The organism is Streptomyces sp. NPDC050264 (genome assembly GCF_040655895.1).
In the GTDB taxonomy this organism is placed as follows: domain Bacteria; phylum Actinomycetota; class Actinomycetes; order Streptomycetales; family Streptomycetaceae; genus Streptomyces.
This window is the reverse complement of the sequence record NZ_JBFAKV010000033.1, coordinates 52,494-78,214: the sequence shown is the minus strand read 5'-3', so window position 1 is coordinate 78,214 and position 25,721 is coordinate 52,494. Positions and strand designations below refer to the sequence as shown.

The following is a 25,721-nucleotide window of genomic DNA, read 5'->3' as shown; positions in this document are numbered from 1 at the left end:
ACCATCGTCTTCCTGCTCTACGGAATCCGGAGCGCGGCCCAGCAATCCGGCCTCGACCCGGTGCGCCGCCGCCCAGAACGGCTCAGCCGTCGGAGACGCCCAGCTTCTCCAGGATCAGTTCCTTGACGCGGGCCGCGTCGGCCTGCCCCCGGGTCGCCTTCATCACGGCACCCACCAGCGCACCGGCGGCCGCGACCTTGCCGGACTGGATCTTCGCGACGATCCCCGCGTTGGCGGCGATGGCCTCATCCACGGCAGTGGACAGCGCGCCCTCGTCCGAGACGACCTTCAGGCCGCGCTTCTCGACGACCTCGTCCGGCGTGCCCTCACCCTTGAGGACGCCGTCGATGACCTGACGGGCCAGCTTGTCGTTGAGGTCGCCCTTGGAGACGAGCTCGGAGACGCGGGCCACCTGCTCGGGCGTGATGGGCAGCGCGCCGAGGTCGACACCCTGCTCGTTGGCGCCGCGCGCCAGTTCGCCCATCCACCACTTACGGGCGGAGGCCGCGTCGGCACCGGCGTTGATCGTGGCGACGATCGGGCCGATGGCACCGGCGTTGCGGATCGACTGCATGTCGTGGGCGGTGACGCCCCACTCCTCGATCAGCCGGTTGCGCTGCGCGAGCGGCAGCTCCGGGAGCTCGGCACGCAGCGCCTCGACCCATTCGCGGGACGGGGCGACGGGCACCAGGTCGGGCTCCGGGAAGTACCGGTAGTCCTCGGCGTTGTCCTTGATGCGGCCCGACGTGGTGGAGCCGTCCTCCTCGTGGAAGTGACGGGTCTCCTGGATGATCGTGCCGCCGTCGTTCAGGACGGCCGCGTGGCGCTGGATCTCGAAGCGCGCCGCACGCTCCACGGAACGGAGCGAGTTGACGTTCTTCGTCTCCGAGCGCGTGCCGAACTCCTCGCGCCCGTGCGGACGCAGCGAGAGGTTCACGTCGCAGCGCATCTGGCCCTTGTCCATGCGGGCCTCGGAGACGTCGAGCGCCTTGATGACCTCGCGCAGCTCGGCGACGTACGCCTTCGCGACCTCGGGAGCCCGCTCGCCGGCGCCCTCGATCGGCTTGGTGACGATCTCGATGAGCGGGATGCCGGCGCGGTTGTAGTCGAGCAGCGAGTGCGAGGCACCGTGGATGCGGCCGGTGGCACCGCCGACGTGCGTCGACTTGCCGGTGTCCTCCTCCATGTGGGCGCGCTCGATCTCCACGCGGAAGACCTCGCCGTCCTCCAGCTGTACGTCGAGGTAGCCGTTGAAGGCGATGGGCTCGTCGTACTGGGAGGTCTGGAAGTTCTTCGGCATGTCCGGATAGAAGTAGTTCTTCCGGGCGAACCTGCACCAATCGGCGATCTCGCAGTGGAGTGCGAGACCGATCTTGATGGCGGACTCGACGCCGGTCTCGTTGACCACCGGCAGCGCGCCGGGCAGGCCGAGACAGGTCGGGCAGGTCTGGCTGTTGGCGTCCTGCTTCAGCTCCGTGGAGCAGCCGCAGAACATCTTCGTCTTGGTGCCGAGCTCGACATGGACCTCGAGGCCCATGACGGGGTCGTACGTCTCGAGGGCTTCCTCGTACGACACCAGGTCAGTGACAGTCACGGTGAAACTTTCCCTCTCAGCCCAGCAGGACGTCGTCGTCGCCCAGGCGCTTGAGCTCCCGGTAGAGGATCGCCAGGCCGGTAGCGATGGCGGCGGCGGACACGGCGGCGTCGATCAGCCGCAGGGTGTCGTTGTCGTTGCGGGCCATCTTCGCCTGCTTCGCGACGCTGATCGCGCCGAAGGCGGTGCTGGCCAGCGAGACGTAGACGCCGGTCTTGGACTTCTTGAAGTTCTTGGCCTTCTTTGCCATGGCACTCACAGCGACGGAGCCTCCTCAAGCAGCGGGTGCCCCCACTTTTCCACGAAGGCGGCCTCGACGGCGGCACCCACCTTGTACAGGCGGTCGTCCTTCATGGCGGGAGCGATGATCTGCAGGCCGACCGGCAGGCCGTCCTCGGGGGCCAGGCCGCAGGGCAGCGACATGGCGGCGTTGCCGGCCAGGTTGGTCGGGATCGTGCACAGGTCCGCGAGGTACATCGCCATCGGGTCGTCGGCACGCTCGCCGATCGGGAAGGCGGTGGTCGGCGTCGTCGGCGAGACGATGACGTCCACGCTCTCGAAGGCGGCCTCGAACTCGCGGGTGATCAGGGTGCGGACCTTCTGGGCGCTGCCGTAGTACGCGTCGTAGTAGCCGGAGCTCAGCGCGTACGTGCCCAGGATGATGCGGCGCTTGACCTCGTCGCCGAAACCGGCCTCACGGGTGAGGGCGGTGACGTCCTCGGCGGAGTGCGAACCGTCGTCGCCGACGCGCAGGCCGTAGCGCATCGCGTCGAACCGGGCGAGGTTCGAGGAGCACTCGGACGGCGCGATCAGGTAGTACGCGGACAGCGCCAGGTCGAAGGTCGGGCAGTCCAGCTCGACGATCTCGGCGCCGAGCGACTTCAGCAGCTCGACGGACTCGTCGAAGCGCTGCACGACACCGGCCTGGTAGCCCTCACCGCGGAACTGCTTCACGACGCCGACGCGCATGCCCTGGACGCTGCCGTTCCGGGCGGCCTCGACGACCGGCGGGACCGGCGCGTCGATGGACGTCGAGTCGAGCGGGTCGTGCCCGGCGATGACCTCGTGCAGCAGCGCCGCGTCCAGGACGGTGCGGGCGCAGGGCCCGCCCTGGTCGAGCGAGCTGGAGAACGCGACCATGCCGTACCGCGAGACGCCGCCGTACGTGGGCTTGACGCCGACGGTGCCGGTGACGGCGGCGGGCTGGCGGATCGAGCCGCCGGTGTCCGTGCCGATGGCGAGCGGGGCCTCGTAGGCGGCGAGCGCTGCGGACGAGCCGCCGCCGGAGCCGCCGGGGATCCGGGTGAGGTCCCAGGGGTTGCCGGTCGGGCCGTAGGCGCTGTTCTCGGTGGAGGACCCCATGGCGAACTCGTCCATGTTCGTCTTGCCGAGGATGACGACGTCGGCGGCCTTCAGCCGCTTCGTGACCGTCGCGTCGTACGGCGGGATCCAGCCCTCGAGGATCTTGGAGCCGACCGTGGTCGGCACGCCCTCGGTGGTGAAGATGTCCTTCAGCGCGAGCGGGACGCCGGCCAGCGGGCCGAGCTTCTCGCCCTTGGCGCGCTTCTCGTCGACGGCGCGGGCCTGCGCGAGGGCGCCCTCGCGGTCGACGTGCAGGAAGGCGTGCACCTTCTCGTCAATGGCCTCGATCCGGGCCAGGTGGGCCTCGGTGACCTCGACGGCCGTGAGCTCGCCGGAGGCGATCTTCGCGGCCGTCTCGGCGGCGGTGAGCTTGATGATGTTGCTGTGGTCCGTCATGACTTCTTAGTCCTCCCCCAGGATCTGCGGCACCTTGAAACGCTGCTGCTCCTGGGCCGGGGCGCCGGAAAGCGCCTGCTCGGGGGTGAGCGACGGACGGACCTCGTCCGCGCGCATGACGTTCGTCAGCGGCAGCGGGTGGGAGGTCGGCGGTACGTCTTGGTCGGCGACCTCGCTGACGCGGGCGACCGCGCCGATGATGTCGTCGAGCTGGCCGGCGAAGTGGTCGAGCTCTTCGGGCTTCAGCTCCAGACGCGCCAGCCGGGCGAGGTGGGCGACCTCCTCGCGCGTGATGCCAGGCATGCAGCGATCCTCTAAGTGGGAGTGTGTGGTTTGGACCCAATCCTATGGGGCCCGACCCCATGCCTGGTAAACGGTTTGGTCCCGCGACGGTGGAGCTGTCGATTTCAGACGGCGAACAGCAGCTCCCACAGGAGCCCCACGACCGCCGACCGGCGCGACTGGTGACGCATTTCGCCCCGTGAGGGGCGCCAGGTAACGGCGCCCCTGGTGGGGATCGCTCTCACGTGAGAGAGCGGGGGGTGTCCCCCTTGGCCGCCGGCAGCGCCGCGGACTCCCGCTGCCAGCCGCGCGAGCCACGGGCGCGCAGCCAGGCAGTCGTCTCGTCCGGCGGCATGGCGGCTGCGACGAGCCAGCCCTGCACCGCGTCACAGCCGAGGTCGCGCAGCCGCTCCCAGGTCTCGTCGTCCTCGACGCCCTCCGCGACGACGAGCAGTCCGAGCGAGTGGGCCAGGTCGACGGTGCAGCGCACGATCTCCGCGTCCTCGTTGTCCACGGCGAGCCGGGCCACGAACGAGCGGTCGATCTTCAGCTCGCTCACCGGGAGACGCCGCAGGTGGACGAGGGACGAGTAGCCGGTGCCGAAGTCGTCCAAAGACATCTTCACGCCGTGCCCGGTCAGCCCGGCGAGGGTGTCCGCGGCCCGCTGCGGGTCCTCCAGGAGCACATGCTCCGTTATCTCCAACTGCAGTGATCCGGCCGGGACTCCGTGCCGCGCGAGCCGTGCCGCGACCGCGCCGGCGAACCCGGGGGTGTGCACGTCCCTCGGCGACACGTTCACCGCGACCGGCACGTTCAGTCCCTGCGCGCGCCACCGCGCGACCTGGGCCAGCGCCGTCTCCAGCACGTACTCGGTCAGGTGCGGCATCAGCCCGGACGACTCGGCGATGGCGATGAACTCGTCCGGCGGAACCTTCCCGCGCTCCGGATGCTCCCAGCGCACGAGCGCCTCGAGCCCCGCCACCTGGCCGTCGAACTGCACCTTCGGCTGGTAGTGCAGCTCCACGTCCCCGGCGTCGAGCGCAAGGCGCAGATCGCCCAGCAGACCCAGCCGGTCCGGGGTGTTGGAGTCCCTCTTCGACTCGTACACCTCCACACCCGTGCGGTCCCGCTTGGCCTGGTACATCGCGACGTCGGCCCGCCGCAGCAGTCCTTCGGCGTCCAGCGCGTGATCGGGGAAGACCGCGAGTCCGGCGCTGGCCTCCAGGACCAGGGTCAGTCCGTCGAGGTCGAGCGGCGAGCCGAGCGCGGCGACGAGGTTGCGGGCGACGCGTGACGCGGACGTCGTCGAGTCGGCGACCGGCAGCAGGACGGCGAACTCGTCGCCCCCGATCCGCGCCGCCTCGGCGCCGCGCGGCAGGGCGGCTCTCAGCCGATCCGCGATCTGCAACAGCAGCCGGTCACCGGCGAGATGGCCCAGCGTGTCGTTGACCGACCGGAACCGGTCGAGGTCGATCAGCATGAGCGCGCTGCGCGCCCCGATCCGCTCGGCGTCGTCGAGCGCCTTCCAAGTGCGCTCCAACAGCCACTGCCGGTTGGGCAGTCCGGTGAGCGGATCGCGCAACTGCTCCTCGGCGCGGGCCCGCGCGATCCACAGCGTCGAGTCGAGCGCGATCAGCGGGATCGCGAACAGCGGCAGCAGTACCGGCAGGGCGATCGCCACGACGCAGACCAGGGGCGCGATGCCGAGCAGCGCGACCCCGACCAGGCCCTGCCGCACGAGCGCCGTCCGCGCGACCGTCGGCAGTCCCCAGGGGTGCGGCGCGTGGACGTACCAGAGCAGCGCGCGGGTGACCAGCAGATACGCGGCCGCTACGAGCATGACCTCGGGGACGGCGTAGTAGTCCCAGGTCTCGGGCTTCCACGGGGCCTCGACGGACGCCAGACGGCCGACCGCGGCCAGTACGAGGGCGCCCGCGCCGATCCCGAGGATGTCGATCGCGCCGTGCAGCACGCCCTGGCGCCAGCGGTGCCTGCGGGCGGCGCCGACGAGGACGACGACGGTGAGGCTGACCATCGCGGCGGGCACCCAGCCGTACAGGAGCAGCACGGCGAGCGTGAGGGCCGCGCCGGATCCGGTGCCGCCCCACCATCGGTCGCGGCCGAGCGCGACGAGATGGCCGACGATGATGCCGGTCAGGACGGCGAGCGACCAGCCGATCGTGCCGGACGGGAAGAGTGCGTGGTGGTCGGCGAAGGACCGGTAGAACCCGGCGCCGATGATGACCGCCGCGAGAGTGACGATCGCTCCGGGCAGCAGCGGCAGCGCCACGGCCCGGGAGGCGGTGTCGGGGTGCACGGCGATCTCGTTGCGGGCGGGGGTCGCCGCGCCGACGTGGCCCGCCGAGGGCACCCCGGCGGAGGCCGCACCGGTGACCGCCGGGACGGCGGAGCCCGCGGCCCCGGGCGCCCTGCCGGCCTCGGTCCTGGCCCGGTCCACTCCCGTGCGCAGGAATCCGCGTCCCGCCTCACGCCACCAATTGCGCCAGTTCGTCACCACACCACCGCGCTCGTTCTCCCCGCGACCGTCTGCTGTGCCGTCGCCCCCGCTGCCGTGCGTCGTCCTGCGCCGCGCACGTCGGCGCGGACGCAGCCGTGAGTCCGGGGCAGCGCTCTCGGTCGGTTCCATTCCCGTCCCTCTCACAGCCGGCGGTGCCCGCGTCCACTGCCCGCTCCCCCGGCTTCCGAGAACCGGGGGATTGCCACATCCGCAGCAGGACACGGCAGGCGCACACACTCAACAGTAGGCCGCAGAAGGCTTTCGCGGACACCAGACGGTCGCGCCCGAATGCTGTTGCCCGAATGCGACCCGGCCACCCGTATGCATCTGATATGCGCCGAACGGGTGGCCTTCAACCGCTACTCCTGAGTCGGTTCTTCCACAGGAAGTGCCACTTCGGCGGCGGCTTCCGGGCCTTGGTCCAGGAGCACGGCGAACCCGTCCTCGTCCAGAACCGGAACCTTCACCTGCATGGCCTTGTCGTACTTGGACCCGGGGTTCTCCCCCACGACCACGAACGACGTCTTCTTCGAAACGGAACCGGTGACCTTGGCGCCTCTGCTCTGCAGGGCCTCTTTCGCGCCGTCCCGCGTGTGGTTCTGCAGCGTTCCGGTGACGACGACGGTGAGGCCTTCGAGCGGCCGCGGCCCCACGTCCTCGCCCGCGCCCTCCTCCTCCATGCGCACACCGGCCTCGCGCCACTTGCGCAGGATCTCGCGGTGCCAGTCCTCGGCGAACCACTGCTTCACGGACGCGGCGATGATTCCGCCGACGCCGTCGGTCGCGGCGAGTTCCTCCTCGGTGGCCTGATCGATGCGGTCGATGGAGCGGAACTCGCGGGCGAGCGCCTCTGCGGCGACCGGGCCGACGTGCCGGATCGACAGCCCGTTGATGATCCGGGCCAGCGGGCGGTCCTTGGCCGCCGCGATGTTCTCCAGCATCGCGACCGCGTTCTTCTTCGGCTCGCCCTTCTGGTTGGCGAAGACCGTGACGACCTTGTCCTCGCCGCTCTTCGGGTCGCGCTTGGGCAGGCCACTGTCGGGGTCGAGGACGTACGCCTTGATGGGCAGCAACTGCTCGATGACGAGGCCGAAGAGGTCGCCCTCGTCGGTGAGCGGCGGCTCGGCGGGCTCCAGCGGCGCGGTGAGCGCGGCGGCGGCGACCGCGCCGAAGTTCTCGATGTCCAGGCACTGGCGGCCACCGAGGTAGAAGAGGCGCTCGCGCAACTGGGCCGGGCACGTACGCGCGTTGGGACACCGCAGGTCGATGTCGCCTTCCTTCATGGCCCGCAGCGGTGTGCCGCACTCGGGGCACTCTGCGGGCATCACGAACTCCCGCTCGCTGCCGTCCCGCAGGTCGGCGACGGGCCCGAGGATCTCGGGGATCACGTCACCGGCCTTGCGGATGACGACGGTGTCCCCGATCAGGACGCCCTTCTTCTTCACGACCTCCTGGTTGTGCAGCGTCGCGAACTCGACCTCGGAGCCCGCCACGGTCACCGGCTCCACCTGCGCGTACGGCGTGACACGGCCCGTACGGCCCACGCCCACGCGGATGTTGACCAGCTTGGTGTTGACCTCTTCGGGCGGGAACTTCCAGGCGATGGCCCAGCGCGGGGCGCGCGCGGTGGAGCCGAGCCGGCCCTGGAGCCGGATCTCGTCGAGCTTGACGACCGCGCCGTCGATCTCGTGCTCCACGGAGTGCCGGTTCTCTCCGAAGTACGCGATGAACGCCCGTACGCCGTCGAGGTCGTCGACGACCTTGTTGTGCTTGGCGGTGGGCAGGCCCCACTCGTGGAGCAGGTCGTACGCCTCCGACAGGCGGTCGATGTCGAAGCCCTCCCGGGCCCCGATGCCGTGGACGACCATGTGCAGCGGGCGGGTGGCGGTGACGCGCGGGTCCTTCTGGCGCAGCGAACCCGCCGCCGCGTTGCGAGGGTTGGCGAAGGGTTTGTCGCCGGCCTCCACGAGCCGCGCGTTCAGCTCCTCGAACTTCTCCATGGGGAAGAAGACTTCGCCGCGGATCTCGACGAGGGCGGGGACGCGGTCGCCCTTGAGGCGGTCGGGGATCTCCGCGATGGTGCGCACGTTCGGCGTGATGTCCTCGCCGACGCGGCCGTCGCCGCGGGTGGCCGCGCGGGTCAGCCGCCCGTCCTCGTACGTCAGGTTGACCGCGAGGCCGTCGACCTTGAGCTCGCACAGGAAGTGGTAGTCGGGGGCACCGACGTCCTTGGCGACGCGCTCGGCCCAGGCGGCCAGTTCGAGGTCGTCGAAGGCGTTGTCGAGGGAGAGCATGCGCTCGCGGTGCTCCACGGACGTGAACTCCGTGGCGTAGGCCCCCGCGACCTTCTGGGTCGGCGAGTCCGGGGTGCGCAGCTCCGGATACGTCTCCTCCAGCGCCTCCAGGGAGCGCAGCAGCTTGTCGAAGTCGGCGTCGGAGACGACCGGCGCGTCCTTCACGTAGTACCGGAAGCGGTGTTCCTCGATCTGTTCGGCCAGGCGCCCGTGCTCGTCCCGTGCCTTGGCGGGCACGCCACTCTGCTGCGCGACCTGGTCGATCTTCTCGGCCTGTCCGGCCCCTTCAGCCTTTCCGGCAGCCACCGTCTCGTCCTCCCGTTGCCTTCGGTCCCCGGTCACTCAGGGTTGTCCGCGAGTGATCTCGCCGCCCGGACGCAGTGGGCGAGTGCCGCACGGGCGTACGCGGGTGAGGCACCCGCGAGTCCGCACGACGGAGTGACCACGACCGCGTCCGCCAACGAACCCGGATTCAGCCCCAGCCTGCGCCACAGCGTCCTGACACCCATGACGCTACCGGCAGGGTCCGACAACGGGCCGTCCACGCCGGGCACGACACCGGCCAGGAGCTTGGCGCCACCCTCGACGGCCTCCCCGATCGCCTCGTCGTCACGCTCCGTGAGCAGCGAGAAGTCGAAGGAGATCGCGTCGGCCCCGGCCCGGCGCAGCAGCGCGAAAGGCACGTCGGGGGCGCAGGAGTGCACGACGACGGGTTCGCCCCCGTTGGCCCCGAGGACGTCCCGCAGGGTGCTCTCGACGAGCTGACGGTCGACGGCGCGGTGCGTGCGGTATCCGCTGGCGGTCCTGACCTGTCCGCGCAGGACGCCGATGAGGGAGGGCTCGTCGAGCTGGAGGACGATCCGGGCGCCGGGGACGCGGCGCCGGACATCGGCGAGGTGGGAGCGCAGGCCCTCGGCGAGCGACCCGGCGAGATCGCGGCAGGCGCCGAGATCGGAGAGCGCGACCTCCCCGTTGCGCAGCTCCAGTGCCGCCGCGAGGGTCCACGGGCCGACGGCCTGCACCTTGAGCGGGCCCTCGTACCCCTGCGTGAACTCCTCCAACGCGTCGAGGTCCTCACCCAGCCACGATCTGGCGCGCTTGGTGTCGCGGCCCGGACGGTCGCCGATGCGCCAGCCACTGGGTTCCACGCGCGCGTAGACGTCCACGAGCAGCCCGGCGGTCCGGCCGATCATGTCGGCGCCGGGGCCCCGCGCGGGCAGCTCGGCGAGGAACGGCATCCCCTGTTCAGGGCCCCCGAAGGACCCGGTGACGGTCTTGGCGGCCTCTCGGGCATCGCCGCCGGGCATCGAACCGACGCCTGTGGCCGGCCCCCACCTGAAGTCGCTCTTTTCGCTCACCCACGAAGAGTACGTAGAAGAGTACGTAACGGCCGTCGCGGGCCCTCCCCCAGCGTCCCGGGCGTCAGCGTCCCGGGCGGACCGTCAGGTCGTTGACCTCCGCGTCGCGGGGCAGGTCGAGGGCCATCAGGATCGTGGTGGCGACCGACTCGGGGTCGATCCAGCGCGCCGGGTCGTACTCCTTGCCCTCCTGCTGGTGCACCTTGGCCTGCATGGCGCTCGCGGTGCGGCCGGGGTAGACCGACGTGACCCGCACCCCGTTCCCGTGCTCTTCCTGGCGCAGCGAGTCGGCGAGGGCCTTGAGGCCGTGCTTGGAGGCGGCGTACGCGGACCAGTCGGCGCTCGCGTTGAGGCCGGCGCCGGAGTTCACGAAGAGCACGTGGCCGTGGGCGAGGCGGAGTTGGGGCAGGAAGTGGCGGGTCAGCTCGGCCGGGGCGATGAGATTGACGTTGAGCTGGTGGCGCCACGCCTTCGGGGTGAGTTCGCCGACCGGTCCCAGGTCGACGACGCCGGCGATGTGCAGCAACGAGTCGATCCGGTCCGGCAGCGACTGGTGCGAGAACGCCCAGGACAGCTTCTCCGGGTCGGAGAGGTCGCCGACGAGGGTTCTCGCGCCGGGGAACTGCGCGGCGAGCTCCTTGGCGCGGCCAGCGTCGCGCGCGTGCAGGAAGAGTTCGTCCCCGCGCGCGTGGAGGCGTCGGGCGACGGCGGCGCCGATGCCGGAACCGGCGCCGGTGATCACATGTGCAGCTGTGCCTGTCATGGCCGCCATGCTCGCACTACTCGATGCCCTGCGACTCCTCCAGGTAGGCCAGCGCGCCGACCGGCTCCTCGGCGAAGAACACCAGGTCGGTGAGGGGAATCGGCAGGAACCCCTCGTCCTCCATGCGGCGGAACTGCTCCTTGAGCCCGTCGTAGAAGCCGGCCGAGTTGAGCAGCACGATCGGCATGGTGGTCTTGCCGTGCTTCTTCAGTTCGAGAATCTCTGTGGCCTCGTCGAGCGTCCCGGTGCCACCCACCATGATCACAACGGCGTCGGCCTTCCCCAGGAGGAGCGCCTTGCGCTCGGCGAGATCCTTGGCGACGACCATCTCGTCGGGCGCCGAGACGGCCCGCGCCTTCGCCGCGAGAAAGTCCACGGAGACCCCCACGAGCCGCCCACCGGCCTCCTGCACCCCATCGGCGACCACCTTCATCAGCCCGCTCTCCGAACCACCCCACACCAGGGTGTGCCCCGCCTTGCCGAGCAGCTCGGCGAACTCGCGGGCGGGCCGGGTGTAGCGGTCGTCGAGGTCGGCGGCGGAGAGGAAGACACAGATGTTCATGGGGTCCACGGTACGACCCGCCATCCACAGCGGCCGCTGCCCCTGGAGAGAGCTCGTATGCGGCCGTCGGCGAGTTCGGTCAGAACGACGTTCGTATCGGACTCGGCGGAGCGTGATCCTTTCAGCGGCCTGCCCGTACCGGGAAGAACCCGTCACCTGTGAGCGCTGACACAGGTATGGCTGATGGACACACGATCACGATCGAGCAGGGTTCGCAGCGGGTGCGCGTGGTGCGCGACGGACAGGTGGTCGCCGAGAGCGCGCGGCCCCTGCTGTTGCGCGAGACGGGCTGTCCCGTGCGCTATTACCTCCCGGGCGAGGACGTCGCCATGGAGCTGCTGACGGCCTCGGACACGACGACGTACTGCCCCTTCAAGGGCACGGCCTCCTACTGGTCGCTGCCGGACGCGCCCGACTTCGTCTGGTCGTACCCCGAACCGAAGGCGGAGGTGGCTGCCATCAAGGGGCACTTGTGCTTCTACGAGGTCGAGGTGGTGGGTTGACGGCCGGGCAGGCCGCTGTGCGGGTCGCTATGTAGGAGCAGGCGGTTCCCTCCGCTTCAGGCGGAGCTTTCCGTGACCGCGGCGGGCCCGTCCATGAGTGCCGGGTGCGGGCGCGGCGCAGGACGCAGGTGCCGCTGTTCTCCACCATCACCCGGGGGCCCGGGGCTGATGCCCCGGCCCCGCAATTCACCGCTGCCGGGCCCCAGTTGACGCCTCGCCCGATCGGATGACTCCGCTCAGCGGGTGGCGACCAAGGGCCCGTTGAGTCGCGGCAGCCCGCCGCCCCGATCCTGCGCCCTCGGCGCGCTCTCCTCGCCTGTCGGCATCACTACTGTGCCGCTCCCTGCGATACCGCACCGAGGAGACGTAGTGACCGCCGAGACACCGCCCCGGCTCGACCGAGCCACCTATATGGACCTGACAGACGATCCGGTCCAGCAACGCCTCCTGCGCAAGGCGATGGAGGTCTTCCGCCGAGGGGACGCCGGGCCCGTTCTGAAGGAAATGGCTCAGGAGGTTCTTGCGGGGCGGGTGGGGTTGCGGGAGGCCGCGCGGATCCCTGCGTACGCGGAGGCGGTGATCGAGCGGGGCCGGGACTTCCGGGGGCGCTGGGACGCGATGTCCGACAGAGAACGGGATGAATTGGCCCGGAGCGGTGAGCAACAGGTGGCCGCGGAACTGGCCCACGTGAAGGCAGACCGCGCCGGGCAGAGGTCGGCATGACGCTGGCCGTGAAGTCCGGGAACCTCATCGGGTATGCGGGGCTGCTCCACCGGGCAAGCGGGGACTGCGGGAGTGCCCGCGCCTACCTCGATCGCAGCACCGGCATCGACTCGTCGCTCGTCGGGGAGCTCTGGAACTGGGCCCTTGGTGATCACGAACGGAGGATGCGTGACGCCCGCGACGTCCTGTGCCGTTTCGACACGATCCTCGACGCCTCGGTGGGCGAGCTGAAGAAGACTGCAGCCTGGTACGACGCGGTCGACCTGGAACAGGCGCGAAAGATCGATGCGACCTATCCGGCCGTGAAGCCCTCCGGTGTACCTAGGACCCGCCCGAGCGGCGATATGTCGTTCCGGGATGTACGCGACGCCGTCAGCTGTCTCAAACCACCCGGCAGCGCGGACGGCTGGCTCCAAGGGCACATGGCAGAACTCGAGTTCGCCCCTGCCAACAAAGCAGCGGGGACGCTGCTCGACTTCGGCAGCATGTCAGCGTTGGCTAACGAAGGTATCAAGTTCGCTTTCGGCCAGGACATCCTCGGATACGTCACGAATTGGCTCGCGGGCGATTGGCAGAGCTACGCCGATTGCGCTGACGCATGGGACTCCCTGGGGCGTGCGTGTGCCGACATCGCCGCGAACATTCGGCACGGGAATTCCGTGCTCGACCTCACGTGGCACGGGAGAGCTGCGGATGCCGCATGGAAATACTTCGAAAACTCTGCCACGAAGCTCGAAGCGACACGTGAAGCATTCCACGATCTCCGGGATCGCTACCTGCACGTGGCCACCATCGTCTTCTCGTTCGCTGAAACGGTGAAGGGAGGTATCGCGGAGATCTGCGACTGGGGAATTCAGGTTGCCATCTCCGCCGCTGCCTCCACCGCCATGGCAGCTTCTGGTGTCGGTGTCGGCGGCGCCCTCGTAGGAGCGGCCTACGCGGCAGAGCGCGTGACTGCGATGGTCAAGCGGTACCGAGAACTCACCGAGCAGTACGACAGAGTGATGAGCGCGGTCAATCTGGCTTTCGCCGGTGTCGGCGTCATGTGCGCTCTCGTCGGCGAGATGCGGAAGTTTCCTGTAGTAGGCAAGAGTTACGACAACGCGCTGGTGTGAAACACCCACCGGTCTCAGCAGGGAAGATCACATGAACCTCGAACAGAGATTGGCCGACGAGGCCCGAGAAAATCGCGACCGGCGGTTCACCGCCTTCGCTGTGGCTTTCTTCGCCACAGTGGCGACATTCGGAACCGTGACAAGCGCACTGGACGGCACACTTGCGTGGCCGGTGATCGGCATGAACTCAGTACTGCTCTACGGCGTGCACCTGGCATTTCAGGGTTGGCGGCACAAAGAAACCCGCTTCTCCTGCGCCGCTATGCTGGTGCTGCCCGGACTTTTCCTGGGAGCTCACCTTATGAAGTAGACCTGCGACTCGTGCCAGGGCCGGCACCGCCATGATCTCGGATCTGCCTCGGAAAACCGACGGGCTACGCCACCGCCGTGACCCGCGACGTCGACGCGATAGTCGCCGACCCCACAACCCGCGTCCCGTCATACAGAACAATCGCCTGGCCCGGGGCGACCCCTCGGGCCGGCTCGGTGAACGTGACTCGGAGTTCGGTGTCCACCAGCTCCGCCGAGACCTCGGTTTCGCCGCCGTGGGCGCGGAGTTGGGCCGTGTAGGTGCCGGGGCCGGAGGGGGCCGCTCCGCACCAGCGGGGCTTGATCGCCGTTAGGGATGTCACGTCCAGGGCGTCGACCGGGCCGACGGTCACGGTGTTGTTCACCGGGGAGATGTCCAGGACGTAGCGCGGCTTGCCGTCAGGGGCGGGGGTGCCGATGCGCAGGCCCTTGCGCTGACCGATGGTGAAGCCGTACGCGCCCTCGTGCGTACCCACCGTGGCCCCGGACTCGTCGACGATGTCGCCCTCCGCCTTGCCGAGGCGGGAGGCGAGGAACCCTTGGGTGTCGCCGTCGGCGATGAAGCAGATGTCGTGCGAGTCGGGCTTCTTGGCGACCGCGAGGCCGCGCCGCTCCGCCTCCGCGCGGATCTGCTCCTTGGTCGTCACCGTGTCGCCGAGCGGGAACATGGCGTGGGCGAGCTGGCGGTCGTCCAGGACTCCGAGGACATAGGACTGGTCCTTGGCCATGTCGGAGGCGCGGTGGAGTTCGCGGTCGCCGGACTCGTTCACGATGACCTGGGCGTAGTGGCCCGTGCAGACCGCGTCGAAGCCGAGGGCGAGCGCCTTGTCGAGGAGCGCGGCGAACTTGATCTTCTCGTTGCAGCGCAGGCACGGGTTCGGGGTGCGCCCGGCCTCGTACTCGGCGATGAAGTCGTCCACGACGTCCTCGCGGAAGCGCTCGGCGAGGTCCCACACGTAGAACGGGATGCCGATGACGTCGGCCGCGCGGCGCGCGTCGCGGGAGTCCTCGATGGTGCAACAGCCACGGGCCCCGGTGCGGAACGACTGCGGGTTCGCCGAGAGGGCCAGGTGTACGCCCGTCACGTCGTGCCCGGCTTCCGCGGCGCGGGCCGCCGCGACGGCGGAGTCCACGCCGCCGGACATGGCGGCCAGAACGCGCAGGGGGCGGTCGGGGCGGTCGGCAGGGCGCTGCGAGGTCTGCGGAGTCTGCGAAGTCATAGCTCTAACAGGGTACGGGGCGCCGGGAACCGAATCCCCCGGATATCCGTTTGGATCTAGTACGGGGAGGACGGGGGACGTGGGATGGCGAAGCCGGGAGCCGGAAAGGGCGGCCGGGACGGGGACCGTCGGGTCAGCAGGCGGACGCTGATCATCGGTGGCGCGGCGTCGGCCGTGGGCGTGGGGCTGCTCGCGCGCAGCGATCTCGCGCACATGTGGTGGCAGATGCCGGGCGTCGACAAGCCGCGTGACGCCGGGGCGGTGGACTTCAGGGGCGCGGAGTGGGTGGCGGCGGCCGCGGCGAACTGGCGGCGGGCGGACCGGCCCGCCGACTACACGATCGACCGGGTCATCATCCACGTCACGCAGGGCAGCTATCAGGGGACCCTGAAGGTCTTCAAGGACCCGTGGCACGGCGCGGCATCGCACTATGTGGTGCGCCAGGACGGGCACATAGCGCAGATGATCCGGGAGTTGGACGTCGCGTTCCACGCGGGGAACCGGGAGTACAACGAGCGCAGTGTCGGTATCGAGCACGAGGGGTTCGTCGACCGCCCGGAGGACTTCACGGAGGCCATGTACGCGGCCTCGGCCCGGCTGACCGCGGCGATATGCCGTCGCTACGACTTTCCGCCGGACCGCGAGCACGTCATCGGGCACGTGGAGGTGCCGGGTACCGATCACACCGATCCCGGGCCGCACTGGGACTGGGACAAGTACATGCGGCTGGTGCGAGCGGCTCACAAGCGGGCCGGCGCCGCCAAAGCCTGAGCCCGGGCTGAGCCTGCGGCCCCGGCCCGTCACCTCACGTCAGGCCCGCCGATCGCGCCCGTTCCACCGCCGGGCCGATCGCCGCGGCCACCGCTTCCACGTCCGCCTTCGTCGACGTATGGCCGAGTGAGAAGCGGAGCGTGCCGCGGGCCAGGTCCGGGGCGGTGCCGGTGGCGAGCAGGACGTGGCTGGGCTGGGCGACGCCCGCGGTGCAGGCCGAGCCTGTCGAGCACTCGATGCCCTGGGCGTCCAGGAGCAGCAGGAGGGAGTCGCCTTCGCAGCCGGGGAAGGTGAAGTGGGCGTTGGCCGGGAGCCGGCCGCCGGGGGCCGGGTCGCCGCCGAGGAGCGCCTCGGGGACGGCGGTGCGGACCGCCGTGACCAGGTCGTCCCGGAGGGCGCCGATCTCGCGGGCGAACCACTCGCGCTGCTCGACGGCGATCCGGCCCGCGGTCGCGAAGGCGGCGACGGCCGGGACGTCGAGGGTGCCGGAGCGCACGTGCCGTTCCTGTCCGCCGCCGTGCAGGACGGGGACGGGGGTGTGTTCACGGCCGAGGAGGAGTGCGCCGATGCCGTACGGGCCGCCGACTTTGTGGCCCGACACCGTCATGGCCGCGAGGCCCGACGCGGCGAAGTCGACCGGGATCTGGCCGTAGGCCTGGACCGCGTCGGCGTGCAGCGGGATGTCGAACTCCTGGGCCACGTCGGCGAGTTCGCGGATGGGCTGGATCGTGCCGATCTCGTTGTTGGCCCACATGACGGTGGCCAGGGCCACGTCGGCGGGGTTGCGGGCGATGGCCTCGCGCAGCGCCTCGGCGGGGACGCGGCCGTAGGAGTCGACGGGCAGGTACTCGACGGTGGCGCCCTCGTGCTCGGCGAGCCAGTGCACCGCGTCGAGGACGGCGTGGTGTTCGACGGGGCTGGAGAGGACGCGGGTGCGGGCCGGGTCGGCGGCGCGGCGGGCCCAGTACAGGCCCTTGACGGCGAGGTTGTCGGCTTCGGTGCCGCCCGCGGTGAGGACGACCTCACTGGGCCGGGCGCCGAGGGAGGCGGCGAGGGTCTCGCGGGACTCCTCGACGGTGCGCCGGGCGCGGCGGCCGGCGGCGTGCAGGGAGGAGGCGTTGCCGGTGACGCCGAGCTGGGCGGTCATCACCTCGACCGCCTCCGGGAGCATCGGAGTGGTCGCGGCGTGGTCGAGGTAGGCCATGGTGACCACGATTCTACGAGGCCGCCGGGGAACCTCGGCCGCCGCGTGGGGTCCCGTGCCCACGCGAGGCTTTTCGTAGGGCGTCAGCCTGCGATGCTCCAGGACAGAGTGCCGTCGGCGGCGACGAGGGCGCCGAGCACGACGAGGTCGGCGATGCCGAGTCCGAGACCGAGCAGGGCACGGCCGCGGCGCGCGGTGCCGCGCCACAGGGACAGGCCCGCGAGGACGATCGCGATCGGGCCGAGGAAGACGTTCAGGACCAGCAGGCCGATGAGGCCGAGGACGAACGAGGCGACGGCCATGCCGTCGGTGTCACGCCGTCCGGTGGGCCGGGTCGGCGTCTTGGTCTCGGTTGCCTTCGGCGTCTCGCTTGCCTCGGGCGCCTTCGATGTCCGGGCCGGTGCGGTGAGCTGCATGGTGGTACCCCCTTGCTGACGAATACTGACGAAACCGGTGCTGCGGCTCAGTGCTCAGTGCTCAGTGCTGGTGGCGGCGCCCGTGGCGCTCGCGGACCGCGAAGACGGCCAGCCAGACGCCGATGACGGCGGCGGCGACGAGCGTGAACGACAGCGGGGCGTGCGCCACGGTGCCGAGCGCGAAGCCCAGGAGCAGAAGGGCCGCTACGAGGAACAGCATGGAGAAGACCTCTCAGACTCAGCGTGGTTACCAGTGCGTGGGTTACAACTGTTCACTGACTTAGGAGTCTATCCCTCCTACGGCTTTCCAATTACGGAGAACAGTTGTTAACTGGATGACATGAGTCACACTCTCGGCATCCGGCAGGCACAGAAGCAGAAGACCCGGCAGGCCCTCCTCGACGCGGCACTGGAGCTGCTGGAGGAGCAGAGCCTCAGCAGCCTGGGCCTGCGGGAGGTCACGCGCGCCGTGGGGGTGGCGCCGACCGCGTTCTACCGGCACTTCGACAGCACGGCCGACCTGGGCGTGGCACTGGTCGACGAGGCGCTCGGCAGTCTGCACGGGGTCGTCTCCGAGTTGCTCACGGCGACCTGGGACAGCGACGAACGGATCGCGCGCACCGTGGAGTTGATCGCCGCGCACGTGGCCGCCCATCCGGCCCATGTGCGCTTCATCGCGCGCGAGCGGCACGGCGGCGTCCAGCGGGTCAGCGAGGCGATAGGAGCGCAGCTCGGGCAGTTCGCCGAAGAGGTGGCCGCGGCGCTGAGCCATGACCCGGAGTCGGTGGGCTGGAGCGAGGAGGACCTGCTGATGCTCGCGGGCCTGTACGTCGACCACATGGTGATGACGGCGTCGGTCTTCCTCACGACACCCCCCGAGCATTTCGCGCGCGCGGCCGGTCTGGCGGAGCGGCAGTTGAGGCTGGTGAGCCTCGGCCGCAGACACTGGCTGGACGCGTCATGAGCAATTAGCCTTATGGTCATGACAGCACCGGACCAGAACACCGGCTGGACCCTCGATCGCGGCTGCGCCGGCCCCTCCGGCGAGATCCGCTGGGCCGCGCTCGGCCCGGCGGACGCGCCACCCGTCGTCCTTGTCCACGGCACGCCGTTCTCGTCCTACGTATGGCGTGGCCCGGCCCGCGCACTGGCCGCCGAACACCGCGTCTACGTATGGGACTTGCCCGGCTACGGCGCCTCCGAGATGCGCCCCGGCCAGGACGTGACGCTCGACGCCCAGGCCCGCGCCCTGGCCGGGCTGATCGACCACTGGGGCCTGACCGAACCGGCGGTCGTCGCCCATGACTTCGGCGGCTGCGTCGCCCTGCGCGCCCATCTGCTGCACGGCGCCGGGTACTCCCGGCTCGCCCTGGTCGACCCGGTGGCGCTCGCCCCCTGGGGCTCCCCCACGTACCGCCTGCTCGCCGAACACGCGGATACCTTCCGGCAGTTGCCGGACGCTCTGCACGAGGCGCTCGTGCACCGCTACATCAGCTCCGCGAGCCACCCGGGGCTCCATCCGGACACGCACGCGCGGCTCGTCGCCCCGTGGCTGACCGAGGCGGGCAAGGATGCCTTCTACCGGCAGATCGAGCAGAATGACCAGCGCTTCACGGACGACATCCAGGTCCGCTACGGGGAGTTGGAGCTGCCCGTGCTGGTCTGCTGGGGCGCCGAGGACACCTGGATCCCGGTCGCGCGGGGGCGTGAGCTGGCCGGGCTGATCCCCGGTGCCGAGCTGCGGATCATCGAGGGCGCCGGGCATCTGGTCCAGGAGGACGCGCCGGCCGAACTCACGGCCGCGCTCGGTCGGTTCCTGCGTACAGGGCGGTGATCGCGGCGGCGCAGCGGGCCAGCTCCGCGCGTACCTCGGGGGGTTCGAGCACCTCCACGTGGTCGGCGAAGGGTGCCAGGGAACGGGCCGCGCCCAGGACCCCGTAGCCGAGCCCGACCGTGATCCACTCGCTGACGCCGTCGTCCTCGGGGTGTTCGGTCAGGGAGTTGCCGCACATCCGCAGGAACAGGTCGAAGCGGTCGCGGCGGACCCGGGCGGTGACGTCGATGCCGCCGGGCCGCACCTCGACCTGTCTCTTCAACGCGGCCCACACGTCGGCGAGTTCGACGCCCGCCCGACGCTTGACCGGGGCGTCGGTGGGCGTCGCGGCGTGCATCCGGTCGGCGCGGAAGAGGCGGGGCACGGCCCGGCGGTCGGCGATCAGGTACCAGACGCCGGCCTTGAAGACGAGGCCGTACGGGTCGACGGTGTACGTGCGGGGCGCGTCGGCGCCGCTGTGCCGGTAGCGGATGCGCAGTCGCCGGTCGGTGAAGACCGCGTCCCGCAGGGCGCTGACGTCGACCTCGGGCGGGGGCGGGCCCATCCAGCGCGAGGACTCGACCAGGATGCGGCGGCTGGTCAGTTCGGCGGCGGGCCGGTGCGGTGCGGGCAGGGCGGCCATGACCTTGCGCAGGGCCGAGCCGAACGCCGTGTCGAGGCCGAGGGCCGCGTGGGCGCCCTGCGCCGCGAGGATGAACAGGGCGCGGGACTCGTCGGCGGTGAGCCCGGTGACATCGGTGCGGTAGCCCGGCAGGAGGGCGATGCCGCCGTGGCGTCCGCGCTCGGCGTAGACGGGGACGCCCGCGGCGCTCAGCGCGTCGATGTCCCGGTAGATGGTGCGTACCGAGACCTCCAGGCGGTCCGCCAGTTCATGGGCGGGGACGCGGCCGCGGGTCTGGAGCAGCAGGAGGATGGAGAGCAGGCGGTCCGATTTCACCGCGCCAGCCTCTCGCACCCGGCCCGGCCTCCGCAGCGAAGAACTACCCGAGCCGCACCCGCGCCAGCTGCCTCGACTGGGCCACGAGACGATCCTTGGCGTCCCAGACCTCCGCGTCCTCCTCCAGGAAGCCGCCGGCCAGGTTGCGTGTGGTGATGGAGACGCGGAGCGGGCCCGGCGCCGGGCGGCAGCGGATGTGGACGGTCAGCTCGACCGTCGGGACCCAGCCCTTGAGGCCGAGTTCGAAGGCGGTCGGCGGCAGGGCGTCCACGGCGAGCAGCAGCGACAGCGGGTCCGCGTCGCGGCCGTCGGCCAGGGCGAACCACGCGCGCATCTCGCCCTTGCCGGACGGGGCGCCGAGGGCCCAGCCGAGCGTGGCCGGGTCGAGCTTGAGCGCGAGGCGGTCGGTGATCGCGGAGCTGCCGGGGACCGGGGGCGTGCCCTCGGGTGCGTCGCCCGCGCCGAAGCACTGCTCGATGGGCGGGATGGGCGGGGCCTGTGCGCTGGTGCGTACGTCGTCGGGGAGCGCGTCCAGGTCGCCGTAGGAGGCGAGGACGCGGATGCGCTCGACCTCGGTGCCGTCGTCGGCGTACTGGAACAGGGAGGCCTGGCCGGTGGAGAGGGTGCGGCCGGTGCGTACGACGTCGGTGCGGATCACGGCGGGGCCCGGGGCCGAGGCCGTCAGGTAGTGCGCCGAGATGGTGAACGGGTCACTGTGCGGCAGGGCGTCCGCGAGGGCGCGCCCGAGTACGGCGAGCAGGTAGCCGCCGTTGACGGCGTTGATGATCGTCCACCCGGCGGAGAGGTCGATGTCGTAGACACCGGGCTCCCGCCGGATGACGGTCGTGTCGCGGTCGAACTCGCTGTCGCCGATCGTCGCCGCGGTCATCGTCGTCGTACGGTCCTGCATGGACGCTGCTTCTGCCATACCGGCAACGTACAACAAGAAATTACTAAGCGGTAGCTTCGTATTTCGCGAGGATCTTGGTGAACGCCCAGGGCTCCTGGTCGACACCGGAGCACGTGTCGTCGTTCGGGTAGGCGCCGGGACAGGGCCGGTCGCGGTTGACCGACCAGAAGGAGAGACGGGCCAGGTGGTGCTCCTGCGCGTAGGCCAGGATCGTCTCGAAGTCGGCCTGGGTGACGGTCTCCTCGACGTCGGTGATGCCGTTCATGGAGGACAGGCCGCTGTGCCGGTACGCCTCGTCGTCGCTGTAGCCGTACGCCGACTTCACCCGGTCCTTCAGCCCGTCGGTGGCCTGCTCGGTCAGCTCGCCCATGTTCCGGCCCGCGCCGCCGAAGTCGAACGGCATGATCGTCCAGCCGTCCACCTCCAGACCCGCGTCGGCGGCCCGGTCGATCATGCTGCCGTCGGGACCGCTCTGGTCGGACGGGAACGTCACGTAGGTGGTGAGGCCCGCGTTGGCCGCCTTCACCTTCTTCAGGGCGTCGATCGTCTTCGTCTGCGTGGCCGGGTCGCCGTAGGCGTCGCCCTCGATGTCGATGTCGATCGCCTTGAGCCCGTAGGCGTCGATGACCTTCTGGTACGCCCCCGCGAGCGCGTCCGCGTCGGAGCAGGACTGCTCCAGCTTGGCGCCGCTCGCGCCGCCGAACGACGGGACGACATCACCGCCGCCCGCACGCACGGCCTCGACCGTCTTCTGGTCGGCGCCGCCGGTGAGCGGCCGGGAGCCGTCCCACTCCGGGGTGCAGCCGCCGGCGTCGAGGACGAAGGCGAGGGTGAACCAGCGGACGCCGGTGGCCTGTTGGACCTCCGCGGGGTCCGGCGGGTCGCCCCAGCCGTTGTAGAGGTAGGGGGCCACGGCCTGCGGGGCGGCCGCGGGGGCGGGGTCGGCCTGGGCGGTGGTGAAGAGGGCGCCTGCCGCGACGGCGGCGGTCGCGGCGGCCACGGCTATGAGCCGGGTACGAGTTCTCATGGGCCTTCCAAGCGTGGGGGGAGGGAAGGTTGGTCCAGACTTAATTCAGCACGTGAGTTAACTCGTGTGGCCGTTGGGCGTCAAGAGACAAACGGGAAAAGGGAGTTGGAGGCCCGCCCCGCTACGGCGTCTCCTCCGTCACGTCCACCGCGGCCGACCTGCGGTTCCACGCGCGGGGAGCGCGCCAGTGGTAGTGCATGGCGAGCAGCCGCAGAAGGAACGCGGTGAGGACCGCGACGGCGCTGGTGAAGCCGTTCAGGGCGTCGTAGTTGATGCACAGGACCACGATCCCGGCGCCGACCATCGCGGGGACCGCGTAGAGGTCGCGGTCCCAGCGGACCAGCGACGGCACCTCGTTGGCGATGATGTCGCGCAGCACGCCGCCGCCGACCGCCGTGGTGAGGCCGAGCGCGGCGGACGCGGTGAGGCCGAGCCCGTAGTCGTACGCCTTGGTCGTGCCCGTGACGCAGAACAGGCCGAGGCCCGCCGCGTCGAAGACGTTCACCGCGAGCTGGGTCCGCTCGACCTCGGGGTGCAGGAAGAAGACGAAGAACGCGGCGATGATCGGGGTCACGAAGTAGCCGAGATCGGTGAAGGCGGCCGGGGGCACGGCACCGATGACCAGATCGCGGAACACCCCTCCGCCCAGCGCGGTGGCCTCGGCGAGCGCGACGATGCCGAAGACGTCCCAGTTCTTGCGTACGGCCATCAGCGCGCCGGAGATCGCGAACACGAAGATGCCGATGAGGTCGAGCCAATGCTGGACGGAGGGGGTGAACAGTTCCTGGATCACCCGACATTCTTACCTGCCGGGCGGCCGGAACCCGGCTACAGGCTCGGCCTGCCCGTCGTGAACAGCCAGGTGTCGAAGAGACCGTCGAGCCGCTGACCGGAGATCCGCTCGGCGAGGGCGATGAACTCGGACGTCCGCGCGTTGCCGTAGCGGTGCAGCTTCGTCCAGGCGGGCAGCAGCTTGAAGAACGCCTTGTCGCCGATGCGCTCGCGCAGCACCTGGAGCGTCATCGCGCCGCGCTGGTAGACCGCGGAGGCGAACATCGTGTCGCGCTGCGGGTCACCGACCTTCGTCTGCCAGAAGGAGGAGGTGGCCGGGCGGGAGTTGTAGCCCGCGAGGAAGGAGTCGTGGGCCGACTGGGTCCCCTTGTGTTCCGCCCACAGCCACTGGGCGTACGTGGCGAAGCCCTCGTTGAGCCAGATGTTCTTCCACTGCTCGACGGAGACGGAGTCGCCGAACCACTGGTGGGCCAGCTCGTGCACGATCGTCGACTCGTTGCGGACGGCCGAGTAGCTGGGCTTGGACTGGGTCTCCAGGGAGAAGCCGGCCTGCGGCATGTCGTCGACGACCGCGCCCGTCTCCTCGAAGGGGTAGGGGCCGAAGACCCGGGACCAGTAGTCGGTGGCCTCGGCGGTCACGGCGTACACGTCGACGCTGTTGCTGTCGGCGAGGACCGGGTCGATGGCGACGTAGATGGGAGTGCCCGCCGGGGTCCGCCCCTTCTTCACGTCGAACTTCCCGATGCTGGCGGTCGCGAGGTAGGTCGCCATGGGCTTCGACTCGCGCCAGTGGTGGACGGTCTGCCCGCCCTTCGTGTCGTACGTGTCGACCAGCCGGCCGTTGGAGACGCCGGTGAGGCCCTTGGGCGCCTTGATGCGGATGTCGTAGGTCGCCTTGTCCGAGGGGTGGTCGCTGGACGGGAACCAGGTGGAGGCGGCGTTCGGCTCACAGGCGACGAAGACGCCGTCGGTGGTCTTCATCCAGCCGTAGTCGGAGCCGAAGACGATCGGGCCGCTGAGCGCTTCGGGGACGCCGCCGTAGGTGACGGCGACGCGGAAGGTGTGGCCCTCGCGGATCGAGCCGCGCGGGGTGACCGTCATCTCGTCGGCGGTGCGCGTGAAGTCGGCGCGTCTGCCGTCCACCTCGACCCGGGTGACCGTGAGCTTCTGCAGGTCGAGATCGAAGGAGGAGAGGTTCTGGGTGGCGCGCGCGGTGAGGGTCGTACGGCCGTCGAGGCGGTCGGTGTCGGGGTTGTAGGCGACGTCGAGATCGTAATGACGGGCGTCGAAGCCGCCGTTGCCGAGCTGGGGGAAGTACGGGTCGCCGATGCCGTCGGCGCCGGGGGTGGGGGCCGGGGAGGCGGCTATCAGGCAGAAGGAGGCGGCCGCGACGGTGAGCGCGGCCAGGCGTGCCGAACGGGAGAGAGCCATGGGGCGTCCCTTCGAACGTGTTCCGGTGTATCGGACACGGAGACACTGCCGTTCGGGGGCACGACGTGTACATGACCCTTCTGGGTCATGTTGGGCGGCGGCGCCGCGGAGATCCACCGGGGGGCCGCCGCGGCTCGTGCGGCAGGCCCCCCGCAGCGGGCTACTTCTTCTCGGGCTCCTCCGGCGTCTCCGGTGCCACCGACGCGTCCGGTGCCTCCGGTGCCGCCTCCGACGGCGTCTCCTCCGACGGCTCCTCCACGACCGCGGCCGGTGCCGGGACCGTCACCACGTCGATCGCCTCCTTCGCCACCGAGAGCAGCTTGGTGTCCTCGGGGGCCTGGTCCGGGGCGTTCTCCGGGTGGTGGCAGGCGACCTGGTGGCCGGTGCCGAGCTGGAGCAGCGGGGGCTCCTTCGTCGCGCACACCTCCGTCGCCTTCCAGCAGCGCGTGTGGAAACGGCAGCCGGCGGGCGGGTCGATGGGCGAGGGGACGTCGCCGCGCAGCAGGATGCGCTCGCTCTTGATGCCGCGCCGCTTCGGGTCCGGCACCGGCACCGCCGACAGCAGCGCCTTGGTGTACGGGTGCATCGGCGTCGAGTAGAGGTCGTTGCGGTCGGCGAGTTCCACGATCTTGCCGAGGTACATCACCGCGATGCGGTCCGAGACGTGCCGGATGACCGAGAGGTCGTGCGCGATGATCACGTACGTCAGGCCGAGCTCGTCCTGCAGGTCGTCGAGCAGGTTCACGACCTGGGCCTGGATCGACACGTCGAGGGCCGAGACCGGCTCGTCGGCGACCACCAGCTTCGGGCGCAGGGCCAGCGCGCGGGCGATGCCGATGCGCTGGCGCTGGCCGCCGGAGAACTCGTGCGGGTAGCGGTTGTAGTGCTCGGGGTTGAGCCCGACGCGCTCGAGGAGATCCTGTACGGCCTTGCGCACACCGCCCTCGGGCTTGACGCCCTGGATGTTGAATGGCGCCCCGACGATCGTGCCGATGTTGTGGCGCGGGTTCAGCGACGAGTACGGGTCCTGGAAGATCATCTGGACGTCGCGGCGGAGCGGCCGCATGCCAGTGGTGCCCAGGTGCGTGATGTCGGTGCCCTCGAACTCGACGCGCCCGGCGGTGGGTTCGAGCAGCCGCGTGATCAGCCGGCCCATCGTCGACTTGCCGCAGCCGGACTCACCGACCACACCCAGGGTCTCCCCCGCGCGCACGTCGAAGGTGAGCCCGTCGACGGCCTGCACCGCGGCGACCTGCCGCTTGAGCAGCCCCTTCTTGATCGGGAAGTGCTTGACCAGTCCCTCGACCTTGAGCAGCGGCTCGCCCTTGGCGGGATCCGTTGAGGTGGCCGGCGCGTCGCCCGCCTGCTGAGGGATCGTCATCTCGGGTCCTTTGGCGTCC

At 70.4% G+C, this 25,721-nt stretch carries 26 protein-coding genes; 7 read left to right on the top strand and 19 right to left on the bottom strand.

Going from position 1 to position 25,721, the window contains the following annotated elements; all coding sequences use genetic code 11:
- Window positions 1-82: 82 nt before the first annotated feature.
- From gatB to AB0J02_RS38835, 9 genes are all read right to left on the bottom strand, one after another.
- A complete protein-coding gene (gatB, locus tag AB0J02_RS38875) occupies window positions 83-1,594 on the bottom strand; it encodes an Asp-tRNA(Asn)/Glu-tRNA(Gln) amidotransferase subunit GatB (RefSeq protein WP_363198610.1) in 1,512 nt (503 codons plus the stop codon).
- A gap of 16 nt (window positions 1,595-1,610) precedes the next feature.
- On the bottom strand, window positions 1,611-1,844 hold the full coding sequence (locus AB0J02_RS38870) for a hypothetical protein (RefSeq protein ID WP_266873138.1): 234 nt from the start codon (window positions 1,842-1,844) through the stop codon (window positions 1,611-1,613).
- 5 nt (window positions 1,845-1,849) lie between these two features.
- Window positions 1,850-3,352: an Asp-tRNA(Asn)/Glu-tRNA(Gln) amidotransferase subunit GatA gene (gene gatA / locus AB0J02_RS38865; protein ID WP_363198609.1), complete on the bottom strand. Its 1,503-nt coding sequence runs from the start codon at window positions 3,350-3,352 to the stop codon at window positions 1,850-1,852.
- 6 nt (window positions 3,353-3,358) lie between these two features.
- The gene (gene gatC, locus AB0J02_RS38860) at window positions 3,359-3,655 is read right to left on the bottom strand and encodes an Asp-tRNA(Asn)/Glu-tRNA(Gln) amidotransferase subunit GatC (RefSeq protein ID WP_018531282.1); all 297 of its coding nucleotides are present in this window, start codon (window positions 3,653-3,655) and stop codon (window positions 3,359-3,361) included.
- Between the two features lie 220 nt (window positions 3,656-3,875).
- Window positions 3,876-6,281, bottom strand: a complete 2,406-nt coding sequence (locus AB0J02_RS38855) for a bifunctional diguanylate cyclase/phosphodiesterase (RefSeq protein WP_363198608.1) — start codon at window positions 6,279-6,281, stop codon at window positions 3,876-3,878.
- 230 nt (window positions 6,282-6,511) lie between these two features.
- A complete protein-coding gene (gene ligA, locus AB0J02_RS38850) occupies window positions 6,512-8,710 on the bottom strand; it encodes an NAD-dependent DNA ligase LigA (RefSeq protein ID WP_363198614.1) in 2,199 nt (732 codons plus the stop codon).
- Between the two features lie 74 nt (window positions 8,711-8,784).
- A complete protein-coding gene (locus AB0J02_RS38845) occupies window positions 8,785-9,804 on the bottom strand; it encodes a methionine synthase (protein WP_363198607.1) in 1,020 nt (339 codons plus the stop codon).
- Window positions 9,805-9,868: 64 nt separating this feature from the next.
- Window positions 9,869-10,567, bottom strand: coding sequence for an SDR family oxidoreductase (locus tag AB0J02_RS38840; RefSeq protein ID WP_363198606.1), 699 nt, complete (start codon window positions 10,565-10,567; stop codon window positions 9,869-9,871).
- A gap of 16 nt (window positions 10,568-10,583) precedes the next feature.
- Window positions 10,584-11,129, bottom strand: a complete 546-nt coding sequence (locus AB0J02_RS38835; protein ID WP_363198605.1) for a TIGR00730 family Rossman fold protein — start codon at window positions 11,127-11,129, stop codon at window positions 10,584-10,586.
- Window positions 11,130-11,305: 176 nt separating this feature from the next.
- Here AB0J02_RS38835 and AB0J02_RS38830 point away from each other — a divergent pair, with 176 nt between their 5' ends.
- The 4 genes from AB0J02_RS38830 (at window position 11,306) to AB0J02_RS38815 (ending at window position 13,780) form a co-directional block, all read left to right on the top strand.
- Window positions 11,306-11,632 (top strand): DUF427 domain-containing protein, encoded by a 327-nt coding sequence (locus tag AB0J02_RS38830; RefSeq protein WP_363198604.1) that lies wholly within the window; start codon window positions 11,306-11,308, stop codon window positions 11,630-11,632.
- A gap of 369 nt (window positions 11,633-12,001) precedes the next feature.
- Window positions 12,002-12,355 (top strand): hypothetical protein, encoded by a 354-nt coding sequence (locus AB0J02_RS38825; RefSeq protein ID WP_363198603.1) that lies wholly within the window; start codon window positions 12,002-12,004, stop codon window positions 12,353-12,355.
- Window positions 12,352-13,470, top strand: a complete 1,119-nt coding sequence (locus AB0J02_RS38820; protein ID WP_363198602.1) for a hypothetical protein — start codon at window positions 12,352-12,354, stop codon at window positions 13,468-13,470. The genes AB0J02_RS38825 and AB0J02_RS38820 overlap by 4 nt, the downstream gene beginning before the upstream one ends.
- A gap of 31 nt (window positions 13,471-13,501) precedes the next feature.
- Entirely contained in the window at window positions 13,502-13,780 is a 279-nt protein-coding gene (locus AB0J02_RS38815) for a hypothetical protein (RefSeq protein ID WP_363198601.1), read from the top strand.
- A gap of 64 nt (window positions 13,781-13,844) precedes the next feature.
- On the opposite strand, the gene mnmA is transcribed toward AB0J02_RS38815, so the two are convergent.
- Window positions 13,845-14,999 carry a tRNA 2-thiouridine(34) synthase MnmA gene (gene mnmA / locus AB0J02_RS38810; RefSeq protein ID WP_363198600.1) on the bottom strand — a complete coding sequence of 385 codons (1,155 nt, stop codon included), beginning with the start codon at window positions 14,997-14,999 and terminating at the stop codon, window positions 13,845-13,847.
- 84 nt (window positions 15,000-15,083) lie between these two features.
- Here mnmA and AB0J02_RS38805 point away from each other — a divergent pair, with 84 nt between their 5' ends.
- The gene (locus tag AB0J02_RS38805; protein ID WP_363198599.1) at window positions 15,084-15,770 is read left to right on the top strand and encodes an N-acetylmuramoyl-L-alanine amidase; all 687 of its coding nucleotides are present in this window, start codon (window positions 15,084-15,086) and stop codon (window positions 15,768-15,770) included.
- A 34-nt stretch (window positions 15,771-15,804) separates the two neighbouring features.
- Here the strand turns inward: AB0J02_RS38805 and AB0J02_RS38800 are convergent, their stop codons facing one another.
- The 3 genes from AB0J02_RS38800 to AB0J02_RS38790 all read right to left on the bottom strand — a co-directional run bounded on the left by AB0J02_RS38800 (window position 15,805) and on the right by AB0J02_RS38790 (window position 17,610).
- Window positions 15,805-16,974: a cysteine desulfurase family protein gene (locus AB0J02_RS38800; RefSeq protein ID WP_363198598.1), complete on the bottom strand. Its 1,170-nt coding sequence runs from the start codon at window positions 16,972-16,974 to the stop codon at window positions 15,805-15,807.
- 83 nt (window positions 16,975-17,057) lie between these two features.
- Window positions 17,058-17,390, bottom strand: coding sequence for a hypothetical protein (locus AB0J02_RS38795; RefSeq protein ID WP_363198597.1), 333 nt, complete (start codon window positions 17,388-17,390; stop codon window positions 17,058-17,060).
- A gap of 61 nt (window positions 17,391-17,451) precedes the next feature.
- Window positions 17,452-17,610 carry a hypothetical protein gene (locus AB0J02_RS38790; RefSeq protein WP_363198596.1) on the bottom strand — a complete coding sequence of 53 codons (159 nt, stop codon included), beginning with the start codon at window positions 17,608-17,610 and terminating at the stop codon, window positions 17,452-17,454.
- A 120-nt stretch (window positions 17,611-17,730) separates the two neighbouring features.
- On the opposite strand from AB0J02_RS38790, the gene AB0J02_RS38785 reads away from it, so the two are divergent.
- On the top strand, window positions 17,731-18,354 hold the full coding sequence (locus AB0J02_RS38785) for a TetR/AcrR family transcriptional regulator (protein ID WP_363198595.1): 624 nt from the start codon (window positions 17,731-17,733) through the stop codon (window positions 18,352-18,354).
- A gap of 18 nt (window positions 18,355-18,372) precedes the next feature.
- The gene (locus AB0J02_RS38780; RefSeq protein ID WP_363198594.1) at window positions 18,373-19,224 is read left to right on the top strand and encodes an alpha/beta fold hydrolase; all 852 of its coding nucleotides are present in this window, start codon (window positions 18,373-18,375) and stop codon (window positions 19,222-19,224) included.
- On the opposite strand, the gene AB0J02_RS38775 is transcribed toward AB0J02_RS38780, so the two are convergent.
- The 6 genes from AB0J02_RS38775 to AB0J02_RS38750 all read right to left on the bottom strand — a co-directional run bounded on the left by AB0J02_RS38775 (window position 19,184) and on the right by AB0J02_RS38750 (window position 25,702).
- Complete coding sequence (locus tag AB0J02_RS38775) at window positions 19,184-20,161, bottom strand: YafY family protein (RefSeq protein WP_363198593.1); 978 nt, start codon at window positions 20,159-20,161, stop codon at window positions 19,184-19,186. The two genes, AB0J02_RS38780 and AB0J02_RS38775, sit on opposite strands and share 41 nt — an antisense overlap.
- A 43-nt stretch (window positions 20,162-20,204) precedes the next feature.
- Window positions 20,205-21,089, bottom strand: coding sequence for a thioesterase family protein (locus AB0J02_RS38770; RefSeq protein WP_363198592.1), 885 nt, complete (start codon window positions 21,087-21,089; stop codon window positions 20,205-20,207).
- 25 nt (window positions 21,090-21,114) lie between these two features.
- Window positions 21,115-22,098, bottom strand: a complete 984-nt coding sequence (locus AB0J02_RS38765) for a chitinase (RefSeq protein WP_363198591.1) — start codon at window positions 22,096-22,098, stop codon at window positions 21,115-21,117.
- A gap of 121 nt (window positions 22,099-22,219) precedes the next feature.
- Window positions 22,220-22,891, bottom strand: a complete 672-nt coding sequence (locus AB0J02_RS38760; RefSeq protein ID WP_363198590.1) for a trimeric intracellular cation channel family protein — start codon at window positions 22,889-22,891, stop codon at window positions 22,220-22,222.
- Window positions 22,892-22,926: 35 nt separating this feature from the next.
- The gene (locus tag AB0J02_RS38755) at window positions 22,927-24,321 is read right to left on the bottom strand and encodes a M1 family metallopeptidase (protein WP_363198589.1); all 1,395 of its coding nucleotides are present in this window, start codon (window positions 24,319-24,321) and stop codon (window positions 22,927-22,929) included.
- Window positions 24,322-24,481: 160 nt separating this feature from the next.
- Window positions 24,482-25,702: a dipeptide ABC transporter ATP-binding protein gene (locus AB0J02_RS38750; RefSeq protein WP_363198588.1), complete on the bottom strand. Its 1,221-nt coding sequence runs from the start codon at window positions 25,700-25,702 to the stop codon at window positions 24,482-24,484.
- Window positions 25,703-25,721: the final 19 nt, after the last annotated feature.